10 protein-coding genes are annotated in these 17,551 nt (G+C 74.8%); 4 read left to right on the forward strand and 6 right to left on the reverse strand.

All coding sequences use genetic code 11. From position 1 onward, the window contains the following. Window positions 1-49 precede the first annotated feature (49 nt). Both ACFY1T_RS24945 and ACFY1T_RS24950 read left to right on the forward strand, forming a co-directional pair. Window positions 50-775 carry a TetR/AcrR family transcriptional regulator gene (locus tag ACFY1T_RS24945; RefSeq protein WP_390790133.1) on the forward strand — a complete coding sequence of 242 codons (726 nt, stop codon included), beginning with the start codon at window positions 50-52 and terminating at the stop codon, window positions 773-775. A 105-nt stretch (window positions 776-880) separates the two neighbouring features. Continuing rightward, a complete protein-coding gene (locus tag ACFY1T_RS24950; protein WP_390790134.1) occupies window positions 881-2,047 on the forward strand; it encodes an FAD-dependent monooxygenase in 1,167 nt (388 codons plus the stop codon). Window positions 2,048-2,102: 55 nt separating this feature from the next. Here ACFY1T_RS24950 and ACFY1T_RS24955 read toward each other — a convergent pair whose 3' ends face one another. From ACFY1T_RS24955 to ACFY1T_RS24975, 5 genes are all read right to left on the reverse strand, one after another. Next, entirely contained in the window at window positions 2,103-2,339 is a 237-nt protein-coding gene (locus tag ACFY1T_RS24955; RefSeq protein WP_390790135.1) for an acyl-CoA carboxylase epsilon subunit, read from the reverse strand. Beyond that, complete coding sequence (locus ACFY1T_RS24960) at window positions 2,336-3,982, reverse strand: acyl-CoA carboxylase subunit beta (RefSeq protein WP_390790136.1); 1,647 nt, start codon at window positions 3,980-3,982, stop codon at window positions 2,336-2,338. Before ACFY1T_RS24960 ends, ACFY1T_RS24955 begins: the two co-directional genes overlap by 4 nt. Window positions 3,983-4,326: 344 nt before the next feature. Further along, on the reverse strand, window positions 4,327-5,160 hold the full coding sequence (locus tag ACFY1T_RS24965) for a 4'-phosphopantetheinyl transferase family protein (RefSeq protein WP_390790137.1): 834 nt from the start codon (window positions 5,158-5,160) through the stop codon (window positions 4,327-4,329). A 68-nt stretch (window positions 5,161-5,228) separates the two neighbouring features. Then, on the reverse strand, window positions 5,229-6,983 hold the full coding sequence (locus tag ACFY1T_RS24970) for an acyl-CoA dehydrogenase (protein ID WP_390790138.1): 1,755 nt from the start codon (window positions 6,981-6,983) through the stop codon (window positions 5,229-5,231). A 190-nt stretch (window positions 6,984-7,173) separates the two neighbouring features. Then, entirely contained in the window at window positions 7,174-8,325 is a 1,152-nt protein-coding gene (locus ACFY1T_RS24975) for an acyltransferase domain-containing protein (protein ID WP_390790139.1), read from the reverse strand. Between the two features lie 934 nt (window positions 8,326-9,259). Here ACFY1T_RS24975 and ACFY1T_RS24980 point away from each other — a divergent pair. Both ACFY1T_RS24980 and ACFY1T_RS24985 read left to right on the forward strand, forming a co-directional pair. Beyond that, window positions 9,260-9,433: a PqqD family peptide modification chaperone gene (locus tag ACFY1T_RS24980; RefSeq protein ID WP_390790140.1), complete on the forward strand. Its 174-nt coding sequence runs from the start codon at window positions 9,260-9,262 to the stop codon at window positions 9,431-9,433. 116 nt (window positions 9,434-9,549) lie between these two features. Beyond that, window positions 9,550-12,156: a BREX system ATP-binding domain-containing protein gene (locus ACFY1T_RS24985; protein ID WP_390790141.1), complete on the forward strand. Its 2,607-nt coding sequence runs from the start codon at window positions 9,550-9,552 to the stop codon at window positions 12,154-12,156. A 92-nt stretch (window positions 12,157-12,248) separates the two neighbouring features. On the opposite strand, the gene ACFY1T_RS24990 is transcribed toward ACFY1T_RS24985, so the two are convergent. After that, the gene (locus ACFY1T_RS24990; RefSeq protein WP_390790142.1) at window positions 12,249-17,543 is read right to left on the reverse strand and encodes an SDR family NAD(P)-dependent oxidoreductase; all 5,295 of its coding nucleotides are present in this window, start codon (window positions 17,541-17,543) and stop codon (window positions 12,249-12,251) included. Window positions 17,544-17,551: the final 8 nt, after the last annotated feature.

Raw genomic sequence — 17,551 nt, forward strand, 5'->3', positions numbered from 1 at the left:
GCGCGCCGTCAACGGATCCGGCGCGCAACGATGCGAGGAGCGGGGCCGCATGGGCGGGAGCAGGGACGAGAAGCGCGATCCGGCGGTCAGCCTGGCGCTCCTGTGGGGCGAGCAGGGGCAGCCCAGGCGCGGCCCCAAGCCCTCCCTGAACCTCGAGCGGATCGTGGACAGCGCGCTCGCCGTCGCCGACGCGGAGGGGCTGGACGCGCTGTCCATGCAGAGCGTCGCCGCGCGTCTGGGCGTGACCACCATGGCCCTGTACCGCTACGTCCCCGGCAAGGCGGAGCTGCTCGACCTGATGGTCGACGCCGCCTTCGGGGCGGCTCCCGACGTCACCGCCGTGCCGGGGGGCTGGCGGCCGCAGCTGGAGGCATGGGCGCGCGCGTGCTGGGAGCAGTACCGGCGCCGGCCGTGGATGGTGGCCGCCACCGGGATGCGGCGCCGGCTCATGGGGCCCCGTCAGCTGGCGTGGCTCGACTCGGCCTTGGCCGCACTGTCGGGGACCGGGCTCCCGCACGCGCAACAGCACGCCGCGTTCCTGCTGGTCATCGGGCACGTCCGCGGGCTGGCGCAGCAGCTCGTCGATGACGACGAGGAGGGGCGCGAGGAGTGGAACCGGCTCACGGCGGACGTGTGGCAACGGCACGGCGACCGGTTCCCCGCACTGAGCGCGGCCATCGCCGGCGGCGCCTTCACGCCCCGCGCGGACGATCCGCTCGACTTCGGGCTGGAGCGGATCCTCGACGGGATCGCCGCACTGACCGAACGGGGCTGACCTGCGGGCGCGGTCGGCCAAATCCGGTGGGTTCTACACCGACTTCGGGACATTTTCGGCAAGCAGGGGCCAATTTCGCGCATCCACATCTGTACGTTTGTACACATGACGACGAGCAGCGGCCATCCCGCACAGCATGTCCTGATCTCCGGCGCCGGAGTGGCCGGCCCCGCCCTCGCCTACTGGCTGCACCGGCACGGCTTCGCGGCCACCGTGGTCGAACGCGCCCCGCAGATGCGGCACGGGGGGTACTCCGTCGACTTCCGCGGCGGCGCCCTGGAGGTCGTGGACCGCATGGGCCTGCTGGAGCGGGTCCGGGCGCTGGACACCCAGATGGGGGACGCGGCGATGATGGACGCGCAGGGGCGGCAGTACGCCACCATGCCCGCCGCGGTCTTCGCCGGTGATCTGGAGGTGCCCAAGGGCGAGTTGACCCGGCTCCTGTACGAGGTCACCCGCGACACCGCGGAGTACGTCTTCGACGATTCGATCGCCGCCCTGGACCAGAGCGGCGACGGCGTGACGGTCCGGTTCGAGAAGGCGCCGCCGCGCCGCTTCGACCTCGTGGTCGGCGCGGACGGGCTGCATTCGCGGACCCGTGCGCTGGCCTTCGGACCGAAGGAGCGCTACGTGCGCCACCTGGGCCTGCACACCGCCATCTTCAGCCTGCCGAACTACCTGGGCCTGCACCGCACCGGCCAGCTCTACGTCTCGCCGGGCAAGGCCGCCAACATCTTCTCGGAGGGCCGCGACGGCCGGGCCCGCGCGGCGCTGCACTTCGCGGACGACGGCCCCGAGTACGACCGCCACGACCCGGCCGAACAGCGCCGGATCGTGGCGGAGCGGTTCGCCGGCGAGGGCTGGGAGGTGCCGCGGCTGCTGGAGGAGATGGAACGCGCCGAGGACTTCTGGTTCGACACCAACGCCCAGGTGGAGATGGACACCTGGGCGAACGGGGCCGTCGTCCTGCTCGGAGACGCGGGCTACTGCGCCGCGCCCACCTCCGGACGCGGCACCTCCCAGGCCCTGATCGGCGCCTACATCCTGGCCGGTGAGCTCTCCCGGGCGGGCGGCGACCCCGCGGCCGCCTTCGCCGCCTACGAGCAGGGGATGCGCGGCCTCGTCGCCGAGCACCAGGCGATGGGTCGGGACGTGGCCGAACGGTACTTCATGCCCCCGCCGAGCCAGGAGGTGCTGGACCTGCTCGCCGCCGGCGACCCGTCGCACGCGGCCGCCGAGCCGGCTCCCCTCCCGTACTACCCGGTCCGCTGACCCCGGCCCGGGGCCGTCCCCCGGGGGACGGCCCCGGCGGGGCGGCGCGGACACGCTACGAAGCCCAGGCCCCCGGAGCGATGAAGGCGGGGCGGGGGCGCAGGGGCAGCTTGTGCACCTGGGCCCCGCCCTGCCCGGGCCGCGCCTCGTCCGGCTGTCGGAGCCGGGCGGCCAGCAGGACGGCCAGGGCCGCGACCTCCTCGGCCGTCGGCTTGCCCTTGACGATGCGGATCGAGTCCGCGAGCGCCGGCGCGGACGCGTCGCCGGCGGAGCCGGGTGCGGGGGCGGTCACAGGGGCACGTTCCCGTGCTTGCGGCTCGGCTGCTGCGTGTGCTTCGTACGCAGCATGTCGAGCGTGGAGATGAGCCGCGCGCGGGTTTCGGCCGGGTCGATGACGTCGTCGACGAGGCCGCGTTCGGCCGCGTAGTACGGGTGCATCAGCTCGGTCTGGTACTCCTTGATCTTCTGCGCGCGGGTGGCGTCGGGATCGTCCGAGGCGTTGATCTCGCGCCGGAAGATGACGTTCGCCGCGCCCTCCGCGCCCATCACCGCGATCTCGTTCGACGGCCAGGCGAGCGCCACGTCCGCGCCGATGGAGCGGGAGTCCATGACGATGTACGCGCCGCCGTAGGCCTTGCGCAGGATCAGCGAGATCCGCGGGACGGTGGCGTTGCAGTACGCGTACAGCAGCTTCGCGCCGTGCCGGATGATGCCGTTGTGCTCCTGGTCGACGCCCGGCAGGAAGCCGGGTACGTCGATCAGCGTGACCAGCGGGATGCTGAACGAGTCGCAGAACTGGACGAAGCGGGCCGCCTTCTCCGAGGCCTGGATGTCCAGGACTCCCGCGAGGTGGGCCGGCTGGTTGGCGACGATGCCGACGACGTGGCCGCCGAGGCGGGTCAGCGCGCAGACGACGTTCTGCGCCCACTGCGCGTGGACCTCGAAGTAGTCCCCGTGGTCGGCGACCTCCTCGATGAGGTCGCGGATGTCGTAGCCCTGGGTGGGCTTGGCCGGGACCAGGTCCAGCAGGCTGTCGCAGCGCCGGTCCACCGGGTCCTCGAGGTCGCCCGCGGGGGCGAGTTCGCGGTTGTTGGAGGGCAGCAGGGACAGGAGGTGGCGTACGTCCTCCAGGCAGCTCTGCTCGTCGTCGTACGCGAACGCCGCCACGCCCGAGGCGCCGGCGTGGCTGTCGGCCCCGCCGAGGTGCTCCATCGTGACGGCCTCGCCGGTCACCGCCTGGACCACGTCCGGGCCGGTGATGAACATCTGCGAGGTGCCGCGCACCATGAAGACGAAGTCCGTGAGGGCGGGCGAGTACGCGGCGCCGCCGGCGCACGGGCCCAGGATCACGGAGATCTGCGGGATGACGCCCGAGTTGCGGACGTTGCGCTGGAAGATGCCGCCGTAGCCGGCGAGCGCGGTGACGCCCTCCTGGATACGGGCGCCCGCACCGTCGCACAGGCCCACGATCGGGGCGCCGGCCGCCTCGGCCAGGTCCATCAGCTTGTGGATCTTCTCGGCGTGCGCCTCGCCCAGCGCACCGCCGAAGATGCGGAAGTCGTGGGCGTACGCGAAGACGGTGCGGCCGTGGACCTTGCCCCAGCCCGTGACGACGCCGTCCGTGTGCGGCTTCTTGTCCTCCAGGCCGAAGCCGGTGGCGCGGTGCCGGCGCAGCTGCTCGACCTCGTTGAACGTGCCCTCGTCGAACAGGAGCTCGATGCGCTCGCGGGCGGTCAGCTTGCCCTTGGCGTGCTGGGCTGCGGTGGCGCGTTCGCTGGGGCCGGCCTCGGCCAGCGCGCGTACGGCGTGCAGTTCCGCGGTGCGATCACGCAGGGAGGCGAAGCGGGTCTCCTCCGGACGCGGGGGGATCGGAGCCGCGGGCCGGGAGTCCGGCGCGAGTACGGTCTCCAGTGGTCTTTCCTCGACGATGCTCATACGGGCCCTTTCGACACAGAGGCACCGGGTCCGGCCGGTGTCGCATCGCCCAGCATTGACCGAGGCGCTACAGCCGGGCTCGAATTCCGCACGGGGATCCGTACGGGCCCGCTCGCGCGCACCTGCGGGGCGGGGGAACGGGGCGCGGGCGGGGCAGGCCGGGCGACGGCGGCGGCGGCGGCCGGACATGCCTGTGCCCCGCTGCCCGGCGCGGGCGCCGGACAGCGGGGCAAGAGGAGCGGCGCGCGCTCGGCGGGGGGACCGGGGCGCCGCGAGAGCCACTCTCCCCCGCAGCGCTCGGCCCCGTCTGGAGCCGTGGCGCAGCCGCGGTCGTGGCAACCGGATCAGAGCCGGTCGAGGAGGCCCGCCACCGTGGTCAGGAAGCCTTCGTCGAGCATCGTGGAGACGTTGGTGTCGCTCGAGGTGCCCAGGCCGGTGTCGTGGCAGGCGACGCTGACCAGGTAGCGGCCGAGCGCCGGGTACGTTCCGAACGCCCACTCGCCGCGGGCCGCCGGGGTGCCGTCCGGGGCGAGCAGGCCCGCGCCGCCCTCCTTGCCGGTCTCGAAGCCGAACTCGGAGAAGCCCAGCCGCAGTCCCTGGCCGAGCGCCTTGGTGTACGCCTCCTTCAGGGTCCACAGCCGCAGCATCGCGGCGGGCTGCTCCGCCTCGGGCACGGCGGCGAGTTCGGCCTTCTCCGCCGCGGTGCACACCTGGTCCTGCAAGAGGTCGAACGAGAGCTTGCGGTCGGCGGGTTCGGTGTCGACGCCGATCCTGCCGGTGCGGCTGATGCCCACGGCGATCAGGTCGTCGGTGTGGGTCAGGCTGACGTCGATCTGGTCGAACCCGCGCAGGTAGGGACGGCCGCCGATCTTGTACGCGAGGTCCAGGTCGGCCGGGTCGGCGCCGAGCGCGGCCGCCGCCGTGTACTTGACGGCCAGCCGGGAGGCGACGAAGCGGTAGCGGATCGTCGGATCGGTGGTCTGCCGGTAGCGCAGCCAGTCCCGGCCCAGCAGCGGGCGCAGTGCGGGTTCGGCGAGCGCCGCGGTGAGCCACTCGCCCCAGGTGGTGAACACCGTCGCGTTTCCGCGCAGGGCCATGCCCTGCCCCACCCCCTCCCAGGGACCGTCCGGCCCGGAGACGTGGACCGGCGTGGTGATGCGCTGCGCGTCGTCCTTCATCGGGCTGTCCTTCCCTGGTACTGGACGTGCTGGACGTGCTGGACGTGGGCCGGTGGGCGGCGGCACGGTCACTGCGCGAGTTCCGTCGCGTCGAGGTCGCAGCTGAGGCCGGTGCGGTAGCGGCGTATCAGCTCCTCCAGCACCTGCTCGAGGCAGCCGTCGGGGAGCTCGGGCACCGGGATGCCGAGACGGCCACCGATCCGCGAGAGCGCGAGCACCGCCCAGGCCGGGGCGGCCAGGAAGGGGTCGCTTCCGTCCTGGCCCTCCCAGATGCCGAGGACCGCCGCGGCCGCCAGGACCAGGGCGTAGCGGTCGCTGAGCACGCACAGGGCGGGGTCGGACAAGGTGGCGCGGGTGCCGTGGGCGGGGATGGCCCGGCAGCGTTCGCGCAGGGCGCGCAGCTCGGTGACGAAGGCCTCCGCGAGGTCGGCGAGGGCAGTCAGCTGGCCCCCGACCCCGCGCACCTCGCCGAGCCGCGCGGCGGACTCGACGAGCGATGCGGCGAGGAAGTCGCCGCCGTCGGCGATGCCGAGCAGCCGGTAGTCGAGGGCGGGCAGGGCGGCCCCGGCGCGGAACAGCTCGCGCGGCGGCTCCTGTTCGCGGAACCACGCGCGTTCGGCGAGGCTGCGCAGCTGGGGGACGATCACGGCCTGGCAGGAGGCGGTGCCCGCGTGCCCGAGGCCGGCCACGGGCAGATCGCGTCCGAGCTTGTCGAGGGCACCGTATTCGGGGGTGCCGCGCTGGTAGCCGCGGGAGCCGAGGACGGTGGCGAGTTCCTCGAGGTCCTCCCGCAGCAGGTCCGGGACCACGTACTTGACCGCCGCGGCGAGCACGTGGGTGCGGTCGGGCAGGAGGCTCAGGGCGCGCAGAGCGACGGTTGCCATGCTGTCGCACGCGAGCATGTCGGCGAAGACCCCGGCGAGCGGCTTGTGCCAGCGGCGGGCCAGGGGACGGCTGCGCCCGGCGGTGGCGGCCCGTACCGCGGAGTGCAGGACGGTGTCGACGGCGGCGACGGCCGTCGAGGCGATGACGCAGCGGTTGACCTGGTACGTGCGCAGCGCGAGGGCCACGCCCTCGCCGGGGCGGCCGACGAGCGCGTCGGCGGGGACCGCGCAGTCGGTGAACTCGAGCCCGGAGAACAGGCCTCCGCGCATGCCGGTGGTGGGGACCCGGGGCAGGTGGCCGAGGCCCCCGCCGAGTTCGGCCGGGTCCACGAGCAGCACGGAGTGGCTGTACGGGGTGCGGGCCTGGTCGGTGCGTGCGTAGACGACGTACGCCTGGGAACGGGCGGCGTTGATGATGACGTCCTTGCGGCCGTTGAGCCGGTAGCCGCCGCCCGGTGCCGCGCCGGCGCTGAACTCGTCGCGCAGGATGTCGTTCGCGTGCGCCAGCTCGTGGTGGACGATCGAGGCGCGGCCGCCGCCGAGCAGCAGGTCGGCGGTGGACCTGCGCTGCGCCGCGGTGCCCGCCGCCCAGACCGCTGAGGTGGCGAAGAGCGAGGTGATGCCGAAACCGAAGCCGAGGGCGAGGTCGCGGCGGAAGACGGGGCGCAGCACCTTGGCCAGGTGGTCGGCGCGGGTGAGCCGGCCGCCGTACTCGGCGGGCACGAACTCGGCCGAGAGCCCGGCCTCGGTGAGGAGCTGCTCGGTGGCCTCGGGCGGCTCGCGCCGCTCGTCGGCGGCGAAGAGGGCACCCAGGCCGTGGGGGTTGGCGGGGTCGTACGGGTCGCCGAGCCGCGCCTCGAGCCGGGCCGCGCGGTGCTGCGGCGTGTCGGCCCCGACGGCTGCGGGGGCGGGGTCCGCGTGGATCTCGGTGGTGGCCATGGTGGCGGGGATCAGCTCCTTCGTCGCGGGACTCGCCGTTGCCGGTGGCCCGAGGCTGGTCCGTCGGTCGTGCACTGGCGCCCAGCGTCACGCGGATCACTCGAAGGCCGCTCGAGAACCCGTGCAGCCGGAACCGGGGTCCGCTCCGAACTGGCCCCGGTCCCGGCGCGGGCCGGGCCCGGCGGGCCGTTCAGCGGGGGTCGGCGGCCAGCTCGGGCAGCGGGGCCGGACGTGCGGCCGGCACCCCCGTCGCGTCGAGCACGGTCGCCCAGGCGACGGGCTGCCCGCAGGCGTGGAAGCGGGCCAGCGACATGAGTACCGCGCGCAGTTCACCGTGGGCCGCGGCGGGCGCGGGGTCCGGTGCGCAGGGGTGGGCGCCGGGCAGTCCCGCGCCCGCCAGGGCGTGCAGCGCCGCGGCGGGGCCGGCCGCCGGGGCGGCCGCGCGCAGGAGGTGGCGCGGGGCGAGGGGGTGTTCGCCCGGGCCGGGGCCGATCCGGTCGCCGGTGGCCGTGCAGACCAGGGCGCGCCGGGGCGACTGCGTGCGGCAGCCGCGCGTCTGTTTGCGCAGGTCGGAGGCGGATCTCCCCGCGGCCGCGGCGAGGCGGGCGGCGTCGCTGAGCCCGAGGACGCCGGCGGCGTGGGCCGCGGCCAGGATGCCGGTGCCGTCTCCGGCGACGGCGCCGACGCGAACCCCGCAGGCCTCCCACAGCCGCAGCAGGGCCACGTGGAAGGCGAAGAGCGCGGGCCGGGCGTAGCGGGGGTCGCGGATGAGTTCCGCGTCCACACCGTCTTCCGGGGCGAGGACGACGGCGGCGAGCGGCAGCGGCAGGTGGGTATCGACCGCCTCGCGTACCGCGTCGAACGCGGCGCGGAAGGCGGGGAAGGTGCTGTAGAGCTCCCGGCCCGTGCGGGGCGGTGGCGGGCTGTGGGCGGTGAACAGGACGACGGCCGCGTCGGCCGCCCGGCCCGCCTCGTCCGCCCCGCTCACGAGGGCGGGGTGCGGCCGGCCGTACGCGAGGGCGCGCAGCGCCTGTACGGCCTCCTCCGCCGTACCGGCGACCACGGTGGCCCGGTAGGCCTGCCGGGGGGCCGGGGGCCCGGCGGTGCGGGCGGCGGCGGCCAGGGCCGCGCGCCCGCCGCCCGCCAGCGCGTCGGCGAGCAGTGCGGCCTGCCGGGAGCGGGCGTCCGCGGTGGCTCCGGACACGGTCAGCGGCACGGGCCGGTCGGCGGGCGTACGGGCAGGTGCGCGGGCCGGCCGGCCGGGGGCGGCGACCGGAGGGCCCGTACGCAGGGCTGCCGGGGCGGGGCCGGGCACCGGATGGGGCCGGCGCTCACCGGACACCTGCGGCCGCCTCCGCCCTCGCGCGGGAACCGGTCCCGGGGACGCGGAGCGGGCCGGGGTACTCGGCCCGGCCCTGGAACACCTCGCTGCGAAACACCATGATCCGTCGCTCCTGGGGTGGGATCTGCTGGGGCAGGCGGCTGTCCGGGAGGGAGGGGTGACAACTGCTCGCCGTTTACGTTCGGGTGCGGCGCTCGAGGAGGCTTCGAAGGCCGCTCGAGCCCGGCCGCACAGGCTGCGGACCCCCGGCGGAGCCCGGAGCCGGGTGCCGCCGGGCGGGCGTGGGCGCGTGTGCCGGCCGCGCCGGCCGCGGTCGGCGGCTCCTTTCGCCTTTCCGGGAGCGCGGGTGGAATCCGCGAAAAAGCCCGGCCGGACGCTCTGTTGTGCTTTCCCCGTACCGCCTCTCGCTATTCGGCCAATTCACTCGGGACGGGTTTGGATTTGCGGGCGGGGACATGCCCCCGCGCACCCGTCGGCCGCCCTTCCGCTCCGCTCGTCCGGCAGGTCGGACGGGCGGGATCCGGCCGCGGTCCGTGCCCGGGGCCCGGCCCGCGTCCCCCTAACCTGGCGGCCGCGGGCGGCTGCGGATAGGGGTCCGGGGACGGCTCCACCCCAGACCTTGGCCGTGGGAATGGATTTGGGGCGCGGTCTTCAATAACTTGAGATCCCCTCGATCGACCAGGGAACCTGCAGGGGCGGACACCTCCGGGCAGCCGAACCGCCTGACCGCTGTCGCCGGTTCCCGGTCCTCGTGCGCGTCATGGGACGGCTCGCACGCGCCGGGGGTGCTCCGGGTCGCCCCTGGAAGCCGGCACTGGAGGTGGCTGTGCGCGTTCGACCGGTGCCGGGCCTGAACGTCGCGGTCGATGCGGACGGACGCCTTGAGCTGCGGACCGCGTCGGATTTCGGCCCGGGACGGTATTGGTGCGGGCCCGTGGGCACCATGATGTGGATCGCGCTGCGCCAGCACGACGGCGATGTCGGGGCCGCCGCCGAAACGCTGGCCGCGCTGTGGGACACCGACCCCGCAAATGCCCGCGCGGATCTCGATATCTGGGTGGACGAGGTACGCGACGCGGGGCTCGTGCGCAACGAACCCACCCCCTGAGCGCCACCCCTGCACGCCCTCTCAGTCATGGCTCGACCACCCCTGTAGGACGGACCCCTCACGCTGTTCGGGGTTAGGGGTAACAGACCTTCTGTAACGGGGCGGGTATGGCGTTGATGGGCAGGACTTCGGCGATCGAAGCACTGGGGACGGCTCTCGAAGACTGCACGGCGGGTGGCTCGCGGATCGTGTGGATCGAGGGGGCCACGGGGTGCGGCAAGAGCGCCCTCGCCGACGCGCTGGCCGAACGGGCCGCGGCGGACGGCGTCGTGGTGCTGAGCGCCGTGGCCTGTGCAGCGGAGCGCGGCCTCCCGTTGGGGGTGGTGCGCCAGCTGGTCCGCAGCGACGGGCTGTTCACCCCGCCGGCGGCGGCCGCGCACGGCGGCGCGCCCTCGCGGGTCGAGGACATGCAGGCGTTCTGCGCGGCGCTGCGCGAACTGGGTGCGGACCACCCGGCGGTGCTGCTCCTCGTCGACGACGTGGAGCACGCGGACGAGGAGTCGCTGCGCCACCTCGAGTACATCGCCCGGCACGCCAGGTCGGCCAAGGTGCTGATGGTCGTGACGGGTTCGCTGCACGCCGACGACCGGTACCCGGTGTTCGTCACGGAGCTGATGCGCCAGCCGCACTTCCGGCGGATCCGGCTGGGCCGGCTCTCCCCCGCCGACGTGGCCGAGATGCTCGGCCACCCCGCGGGGGACGGGGAGTCGGAGCCGGTCGCGGGCCTGCACCGGATCAGCGGCGGGAATCCGCTGCTGCTGCGGGCCCTGGCCGAGGAGCACGGCAGCGCGCGGTCCGCGGACGGTGCGGCCCTGCCGGCCCCCGCTCCCGCCGGACCCTTCGCCCGGGCGGTGGCGACCTGCCTGCACCGCGGCGGTCCGGCGGCCACCGGGCCGGCGCAGGCGGCCGCGCTGCTCGGCGAGCAGGCCACGCCGGCCCGCATCGCCCGTCTCCTGGGCCTCGGCTCCCCTGCCGTGGACCGGGGCCTGCACGCCCTGGAAGCGGCCGGCATCCTGGACGGCACCGGGTTCCGCCACCCGGTGGCGCGGGCCGCCGCCCTGGCCGCCCTGGAGCCTCAGCAGCTCGCGGAACTGCACCGGCGTGCGGCCAAGGTGGTACAGGAGGACGGCGGTTCGGCCACGGACATCGCCGCGCACCTGCTCGCCGCGGCGGCGGACGGCGTTCCCCGGCACGGCAGCGCGGCCGACGTCGACGTGCTGCGCGACGCCGCGGAGGACGTACTGGCACGAGACGACGCGCCGTACGCCGAACGCCTGCTCGAGCTCGCGCACGAGATGTGCGGGGACGATCAGCTGCGGGTCGCCCTGCGCATCCGGCTCGCCCAGATCACGGGCCGGTTCAGCCCGGCGGCGGCGGAACGGCACCTGACCGCCTCGCTGGAGGCGCTGCCCGCGGGCGGCGCCGGCCGCCCTGCCGGGGAGCACGTCCAGCGGCTGGCCTCGCTGCTGATCACGCAGGGCCGCATCGCCGAGGCGACGGAACTGCTGCGGGACACCGACGACGGCCAGGACCCGGGCCTGTCGCCGTTCGACACCACGATCGACGCCGGCTTCGCCGTCAGCGAGCGGCTGCTGCAGTCGGCCCGGCTGACCGACGCCACCGTCGCACCGCTGGCGCAGGCCCTGCGCTCCCTGATCATCTCCGACCAGCCCGAGCGGGCCGTGCCGTGGAGCCGCAGCCTCCTGGAACAGGCGGACCGGTGCCGGGCCCCCGGCTGGGGCGCGGTCTTCGCCTCCCTGCACGCCGAGGCCCTGCTGCGGCTGGGTGATCTGCCCGGCGCGCACGCGCACGCGACCGCGGCCCTCCAGTACCTGCCGGACGCCAAGGGCAGCGCCTTCCAGTGCGCTCCGACCGCCATCCTCATCCGGGCGTGCAGCGCCATGGGGCGCTACACGGAGGGGTCCCGCCACGCTGAGCGGCAGATCCCGCAGCGCCACCTCACCACCGTGCACGGCCTGGGCCTGCTGCGGGCCCGCGGGCTGCACCAGCTGGCGGTCGGCCAGCCGCACGCCGCGCTGAGCGACTTCCTCGAGGTCGGCCGGTGGCTGGAGAGCTGGGAAGCGGACCGCCCTGCGTTCCTGCCGTGGCGCACCGACGCCGCCGAGGCGCTGCTGCGCCTGGGCAAGCCCCAGCAGGCCGAGCGGCTGGTGCTCCAGCAGCTCTCGCTGCCGGACGCCCGCCGCCCCTGGGTGCGCGGTGTCTCGCTGCGGTTGCGGGCCATGACGGCGGCGCCCGAGCAGCGCCCGGCGCTGCTGCGCCAGTCGATCGACGAACTGCAGCGCTCGGGGGACCGGCTGGAGACGGCCCGCGCCATGGCCGAGCTGGGACGGGCACTGCAGGCGGACGGGTCCGCGTCGAAGGGCAGCGCCATGATCCGTACGGCGTGGAACCTCGCCAAGGAGTGCCAGGCCATCGCGCTGTGCAGGGAGATCCTCCCCGACGCCCCGCTGAGCGACCCGTCCCGGGAGCGCACGGCTCCCGCGCCGGGGGACACGGGTGGCGCCGGCCGCCTGAGCAGCTCGGAACAGCGCGTGGCGACGCTGGCGGCGCAGGGTCTGACGAACCGGGAGATCTCGGCGAAGCTCTACCTGACGGTGAGCACCGTCGAACAGCACCTGACGCGGGTCTACCGCAAGCTGCAGATCAGCTGCCGCGGGGACCTTCCGATGGACCTGGAGCTGGGCGGCCGGGTCACGGTCTGAGCCTGCGGCCCGCGCACGGGGGCCACGACATACGACGGCGGCGCCCGGGGATCTCCTCCCCGGGCGCCGCCGTCGTCGTGGACGGGCCGCCGTCAGCTCAGCGACTCCAGTTCGCCGTCGAGGATGTCGAACAGCTCGTCGGCGGAGGCCTCGCTCAGGTCCTCCTGCGGCTCGCTCTCCTGTGCCCCGAAGAGTTCCTCGGCCAGGAGCGCCGCGACCTCGGCCGCCGACGGGTAGTCGAAGACGAGGGCCGGGGAGAGCCGCAGTCCGGTCGCCGCGTTCAGGCTGTTGCGCAGCCGTACGGCGCTCAGGGAGTCGAAGCCCAGTTCCTTGAACGCCCGGTCGGGATCGACGTCGTCGGCCGAGGTGTGGCCCAGCAGGGCGGCGGTCTGGGCCCGTACCAGGTCCAGCAGGGCCCGGCCGCGTTCGGCGGCGGCGAGCGGGGCGAGCCGCTCGCGCAGCGAGCCGGTGTCCTGCGCCGTGGCGGCGGTGCGCCGGCGCACCGCCGCGGGGACGAGGCCGCGCAGCAGCGCCGGCAGTTCGTCCGTGCGGGCCCGCAGTGCCTGGGTGTCCACCTTCAGGGGAACCAGGGTGCTCTCGGCGCGCCCCAGCGCCTCGTCGAAGAGTGCGAGACCGCCCTCCGGTGAGAACGCGGGCAGGCCCTGCGCCGCCATGGCGCTCTCGGCCTCGTCGAGTTCCGAGGTCAGGCCCGTCCGTACGCCCCACAGGCCCCAGGCCAGCGCCGTGGCCGGCAGGCCCTGGGACCTGCGGTGTGCGGCGAGGCCTTCGAGGAAGACGTTGGCGGCCGCGTAGTTGGCCTGGCCCGCGGCGAGCACGAGCCCGCCGACGGAGGCGTACAGGGCGAAGAGCGCGAGGTCCGCGTCGCGGGTCAGCTCGTGCAGGTGCCACGCCGCGTCCGCCTTGGGCCGCAGGACGGCGTCCAGGCGCTCGTCGGTGAGCGACTGGACCAGCCCGTTGTCGGCGGCGCCGGCCGCGTGGACGACGCCGGTGAGCGGGTGCTCCGCCGGGACGGCGGCGAGCAGGGCGGCCAGTGCCTCCCGGCTGCCCGCGTCACAGGCGGCCAGGGTGACGTGGGCACCCAGGTCGGCGAGTTCGCGGCGCAGCTCCTCGGCGCCGGGTGCGTCGGGCCCGCGGCGGCTGGTGAGCAGCAGGTGCCGCACCCCGTGGCGCTCCACCAGGTGGCGGGCGAGCAGGCCGCCGAGGCCGCCGGTGCCGCCGGTGACCAGGACGGTGCCCTCGGGGTCCAGCGCGGGCTGCGCGCCGCGTCCGGCGGTGGCGGCCCGCTCCAGGCGGGGGATCAGGATCCGGCCGTCGCGCACGGCGAGTTCGGGTTCGGCGGACGTGACGGCGGCGGCGAGCGCACGGGCCGACGGGGCGCCGGCGTCGGTGTCGGTGTCGGTGTCGGTGTCGACGAGGACGATGCGGCCCGGGTTCTCCTGCTGCGCCGAGCGCACCAGCCCCCACAGCGGGGCATGGGCCAGGGAGACCGGGTCGCCGTCGGCGACGGCGACCGCGTCGTGGGTGACGACGGCCAGCTTCGCCCCGGCGAACCGGTCCTCGGTGAGGAAGCGGCGGACGGCCGTGAGGACCGTGGAGGCGGCCGCGCGCACGGCGGACGGGACGTCCTCCTGCTCCGGGCGGGGCTCCACGTCCAGCACGATGACGTCCGGGACGTCCGCGCCGTCGCCGAGGGTTTCCCAGCGCCCGGTGGAGACCTCGCCGGGCTCACCGGCCGGGGCCGGGGACCAGGCGATCCGGAAGAGCTCCCCGTCGAGGGCGGCGGCGCTGAGCTGCTCCGGGGTGACCGGGCGGGCCAGCAGCGAGGCGACGGACAGGACGGGCTGCCCGTCCCGGTCGGCGACGGCGATGGTGACGCTGTCGGCGCCGTACGGGGCGATGCGCACGCGCAGCGCGGTCGCGCCGGCGGCGTGCAGCCGTACTCCGCCCCAGGAGAAGGGGAGGTCGGTGCTGCCGCCGCGCGGGCTGCCGTCGAGCAGGTCGGCGTGCATGGCGGCGTCGAGCAGGGCCGGGTGGATGCCGTAGCGGCCGGCCTCGGTGTGGGTGCGCCCCTCGAGCTCCACCTCGGCGAACATCTCGTCGCCCCGCCGCCAGGCGGCCTTCATGCCCTGGAAGAGCGGGCCGTACCCGTAGCCGCGCTCGCCCAGCGCCGCGTAGGCGCCGTCGAGGTCGAGCTGTTCGGCGTCGGCCGGGGGCCACCGGGTGAGGTCGGTGTCGGCGGGCTGCGCGCCGGTGCCGAGCACGCCCTCTCCGTGTACGGTCCACGGCGCGCCCGGCGCGTCGTCGGAGCGGGAGCGGATGGTCAGCGCGCGCCGGCCCGATGCGTCGGGGCCGCCGACGGCGACCTGGACGGCGACGCCACCGGTCTCGGGGATGATCAGGGGCGCCTGGAGGGTCAGTTCCTCGAGCACGTCGCAGCCGACCTCGTCGCCGGCGCGGACGGCGAGTTCCACGAGGCCGGTTCCGGGCAGCAGCAGGGTGCCGTAGACGCCGTGGTCGGCCAGCCAGGGCTGGGCGTTGACGGCGAGCCGGCCGCTCAGCAGCACGCCGGAGTCGGGGAGTTCGACGACCGCGCCGAGCAGCGGGTGCCCGGCGGTCTGCAGGCCCACGGTGGTGATGTCGGTGGTCGAGGAGACGGCCTCGTCGAGCCAGAAGCGGGAGCGCTGGAAGGCGTACGTGGGCAGCGGGACCGGGCGGGCGGTGCTGCCTTCGAAGATCCGCTGCCAGTCGGTCCTGCCGCCGCGGACGGCGTATTCGGCGGCCGAGGTCAGGAAGCGGGCCTGGCCGCCCTCGCCGCGCTGCAGGGAGCCGACGACCGCACCCGCGCCGTACTGGGCCTCGCCGCGCTCCAGCGTGTCCTGGAGGCCGTAGGTGAGAACCGGGTGCGGGCTGGACTCGATGAAGTGGGAGAAGCCCTCGGAGCGCAGCAGCTCGACGACCTCGTCGAAGCGGACGGTCTGGCGCAGGTTGGTGTACCAGTACTCCCCGTCCATGACGGAGGTGTCCAGCAGTCCGCCGGTGACGGTGGAGTAGAAGGCGATGTCGGACGTGCGGGGGGACAGGCCGGCGAGGGCCCGGGCGATCTCCTCGCGGATGCTCTCGACGTGCGCGGAGTGGGAGGCGTAGTCCACGGCGATCCGCCGGGTGCGGATGCCGTCCGCCTCGCACGCGGCGACGAGTTCGTCGAGCGCGGCGGGGTCGCCGGAGACGATCGTGGCGGTGGGTCCGTTGACGGCGGCGATGCTGAGGCGCCCGTCCCAGCGGTCCAGACGTTCGCGGAGCCGGTCCGCGGGGTGCACGACGGAGAGCATGCCGCCGGTGCCGGCCAGGGACACGATGGCCTGGCTGCGCAGGGTCACGACGCGGGCCGCGTCCTCGAGGCTGAGCGCCCCGGCGACGCAGGCTGCGGCGATCTCGCCCTGCGAGTGGCCGATCACGGCGTCGGGGACCACGCCCAGGGAGCGCCACAGGTCGGTGAGGGCCACCATGACGGCGAACAGGACCGGCTGGACGACGTCGACGCGGTCGAAACCCGGGGCGCCTTCGGCCCCGCGCAGCACGTCGGTCAGCTTCCAGTCGACGTGGGGCGCGAACGCGCTCTCGATCTGCGCCATGCGCTCGGCGAACACGGCGGAGGTGTCGAGCAGCTCCACTGCCATGCCGGCCCACTGCGAGCCCTGGCCCGGGTAGACGAACACGGTCTTGCCGCGGACGTCGGCGCGGCCGCGCACGACCTCGGCGGCGGGCTCGTCGGCGGCGAGGGCCTGCAAGGCGCGCAGGGCGGCGTCCCGGTCCGTGGTGACGACGGCCGCGCGGTGCTCGAACTGCGAGCGGGTGCGCAGCAGCGACAGGCCGATGTCGGCGAGGCCGGCCTCGGGGTGCTGTGCGAGGTGGGCGGCCAGCCGGGCGGCCTGGCCGCGTACGGCGTCGGGGGTCTTCGCCGAGAGCAGGAGCGGTACGGCGGGCAGCTCGTGGCCTTCGACCGGCTCCGGCTCCTCGGCCGGGGCCTGCTCGACGATCACGTGGGCGTTGGTGCCGCTGACTCCGAACGAGGAGATGCCGGCCCGGCGCGGGCGGCCGTGGTCGGGCCAGGCCTTGGCCTCGGTGAGCAGTTCGACCTTGCCGACGGTCCAGTCGACCTTGGGGGTCGGTTCGTCGACGTGCAGGGTCTTGGGCAGGACGCCGTGCCGCATCGCCTGGACCATCTTGATGATGCCGCCGACGCCGGAGGCGGCCTGGGTGTGGCCGATGTTCGACTTGAGCGAGCCGAGCCACAGGGGCTCGTCGTCCTCGGGGCGCTCCTTGCCGTACGTGGCCAGCAGGGCCTGCGCCTCGATGGGGTCGCCGAGGGTGGTGCCGGTGCCGTGGGCCTCGACGGCGTCGACCTCGGCGGCCGTCAGGCCCGCGTTCTGCAGGGCCTGGCGGATGACCCGCTGCTGCGAGGGGCCGTTGGGGGTGGTCAGGCCGCTGGAGGCGCCGTCCTGGTTGACGGCGACGCCGCGGATGACGCCGAGCACCTTGTGGCCGAGGCGGCGGGCTTCGGACAGCCGCTCGATGACGATCATGCCGACGCCCTCGCCCCAGGCGGTGCCGTCCGCGGCACCGGCGAACGCCTTGATGCGGCCGTCGGCGGCGAGTCCGCGCTGGTTGCTGAAGTACAGGAACATGTCGGGGGTCGCCATCAGGGCCACGCCGCCGGCGAGGGCGAGGGAGCATTCGCCCGAGCGCAGCGACTGCACGGCCCAGTGGAGGGCCACCAGTGACGAGGAGCAGGCGGTGTCGACCGTGACGGCCGGGCCCTCGAGGCCGAGCGTGAAGGAGACGCGGCCGGTGACGATGCTGCCGTCGGAGGTGCCGGGCCCGTAGTCGTGGTACATCACACCGGCGAAGACGCCGGTCTTGCTGCCCTTGAGGGACAGCGGGTCGATGCCCGCGTTCTCGATGGCCTCCCAGGAGGACTCCAGCAGCAGGCGCTGCTGGGGGTCCATCGACAGGGCCTCGTTCGGGCTGATCCCGAAGAAGGCCGGGTCGAAGTCGGCCATGTCGTACAGGAAGCCGCCGTGCTTGGTGAAGGTCTTGCCCGGCTTGCCCGGCTCGGGGTCGTAGAGCCCGTCGGTGTCCCAGCCGCGGTCGGTGGGGAAGGCGGTGATGCCGTCGACCTCTTCGGTGACGAGCTGCCACAGGCCCTCGGGGTCGGTGACCCCGCCGGGGTAGCGGCAGGCCATGCCGACGATGGCGATGGGTTCCTGGGCGGCAGCGGTCAGTTCGCTGTGCGCCTGGCGCAGCCGCTCGTTCTCGAGCATCGACTTGCGGAGCGCGTCGACGATCTGATCAACCGATGTACTCACGGGTGGTA

It is taken from the genome of Streptomyces sp. NPDC001194 (assembly GCF_042896985.1).
Lineage (GTDB): Bacteria > Actinomycetota > Actinomycetes > Streptomycetales > Streptomycetaceae > Streptomyces.

What these genes read in the sequence shown, in the direction of transcription:
- ACFY1T_RS24960 (WP_390790136.1), bottom strand. Translation starts at nt 3,982, where the DNA reads ATGAGCATCGTCGAGGAAAGACCACTGGAGACCGTACTCGCGCCGGAC.
- ACFY1T_RS24965 (WP_390790137.1), bottom strand. Translation starts at nt 5,160, where the DNA reads ATGAAGGACGACGCGCAGCGCATCACCACGCCGGTCCACGTCTCCGGG.
- ACFY1T_RS24985 (WP_390790141.1), top strand. Translation starts at nt 9,550, where the DNA reads ATGGGCAGGACTTCGGCGATCGAAGCACTGGGGACGGCTCTCGAAGAC.
- ACFY1T_RS24945 (WP_390790133.1), top strand. Translation starts at nt 50, where the DNA reads ATGGGCGGGAGCAGGGACGAGAAGCGCGATCCGGCGGTCAGCCTGGCG.
- ACFY1T_RS24950 (WP_390790134.1), top strand. Translation starts at nt 881, where the DNA reads ATGACGACGAGCAGCGGCCATCCCGCACAGCATGTCCTGATCTCCGGC.
- ACFY1T_RS24970 (WP_390790138.1), bottom strand. Translation starts at nt 6,983, where the DNA reads ATGGCCACCACCGAGATCCACGCGGACCCCGCCCCCGCAGCCGTCGGG.